Genomic DNA, 1,573 nt, shown 5'->3' with positions numbered 1-1,573 from the left:
GAGCATCAAACTTAAATTGAAGAGTTTGATCATGGCTCAGATTGAACGCTGGCGGCAGGCCTAACACATGCAAGTCGAGCGGTAGCACAGAGAGCTTGCTCTCGGGTGACGAGCGGCGGACGGGTGAGTAATGTCTGGGAAACTGCCTGATGGAGGGGGATAACTACTGGAAACGGTAGCTAATACCGCATAACGTCGCAAGACCAAAGTGGGGGACCTTCGGGCCTCATGCCATCAGATGTGCCCAGATGGGATTAGCTAGTAGGTGGGGTAACGGCTCACCTAGGCGACGATCCCTAGCTGGTCTGAGAGGATGACCAGCCACACTGGAACTGAGACACGGTCCAGACTCCTACGGGAGGCAGCAGTGGGGAATATTGCACAATGGGCGCAAGCCTGATGCAGCCATGCCGCGTGTGTGAAGAAGGCCTTCGGGTTGTAAAGCACTTTCAGCGGGGAGGAAGGCGATAAGGTTAATAACCTTGTCGATTGACGTTACCCGCAGAAGAAGCACCGGCTAACTCCGTGCCAGCAGCCGCGGTAATACGGAGGGTGCAAGCGTTAATCGGAATTACTGGGCGTAAAGCGCACGCAGGCGGTCTGTCAAGTCGGATGTGAAATCCCCGGGCTCAACCTGGGAACTGCATTCGAAACTGGCAGGCTAGAGTCTTGTAGAGGGGGGTAGAATTCCAGGTGTAGCGGTGAAATGCGTAGAGATCTGGAGGAATACCGGTGGCGAAGGCGGCCCCCTGGACAAAGACTGACGCTCAGGTGCGAAAGCGTGGGGAGCAAACAGGATTAGATACCCTGGTAGTCCACGCCGTAAACGATGTCGATTTGGAGGTTGTGCCCTTGAGGCGTGGCTTCCGGAGCTAACGCGTTAAATCGACCGCCTGGGGAGTACGGCCGCAAGGTTAAAACTCAAATGAATTGACGGGGGCCCGCACAAGCGGTGGAGCATGTGGTTTAATTCGATGCAACGCGAAGAACCTTACCTGGTCTTGACATCCACAGAACTTAGCAGAGATGCTTTGGTGCCTTCGGGAACTGTGAGACAGGTGCTGCATGGCTGTCGTCAGCTCGTGTTGTGAAATGTTGGGTTAAGTCCCGCAACGAGCGCAACCCTTATCCTTTGTTGCCAGCGGTCCGGCCGGGAACTCAAAGGAGACTGCCAGTGATAAACTGGAGGAAGGTGGGGATGACGTCAAGTCATCATGGCCCTTACGACCAGGGCTACACACGTGCTACAATGGCATATACAAAGAGAAGCGACCTCGCGAGAGCAAGCGGACCTCATAAAGTATGTCGTAGTCCGGATTGGAGTCTGCAACTCGACTCCATGAAGTCGGAATCGCTAGTAATCGTAGATCAGAATGCTACGGTGAATACGTTCCCGGGCCTTGTACACACCGCCCGTCACACCATGGGAGTGGGTTGCAAAAGAAGTAGGTAGCTTAACCTTCGGGAGGGCGCTTACCACTTTGTGATTCATGACTGGGGTGAAGTCGTAACAAGGTAACCGTAGGGGAACCTGCGGTTGGATCACCTCCTTACCTTAAAGAACCTGCCTTTG

1 rRNA gene is annotated in these 1,573 nt (G+C 54.3%); it reads left to right on the top strand.

Annotation, left to right across the window (positions count from 1 at the left end):
• The first annotated feature begins 13 nt into the window (after nt 1-13).
• A 16S ribosomal RNA gene (locus ACOI6Z_RS27430) occupies nt 14-1,553 on the top strand.
• The last annotated feature ends 20 nt before the right edge of the window (nt 1,554-1,573 follow it).

It is taken from the genome of Klebsiella sp. C239 (assembly GCF_048822715.1).
GTDB classification, from domain to species: Bacteria; Pseudomonadota; Gammaproteobacteria; order Enterobacterales; family Enterobacteriaceae; genus Klebsiella; species Klebsiella quasipneumoniae.
Note: the sequence above shows the minus strand (reverse complement) of the source record. Positions and strands in the feature narration are given on the sequence as shown.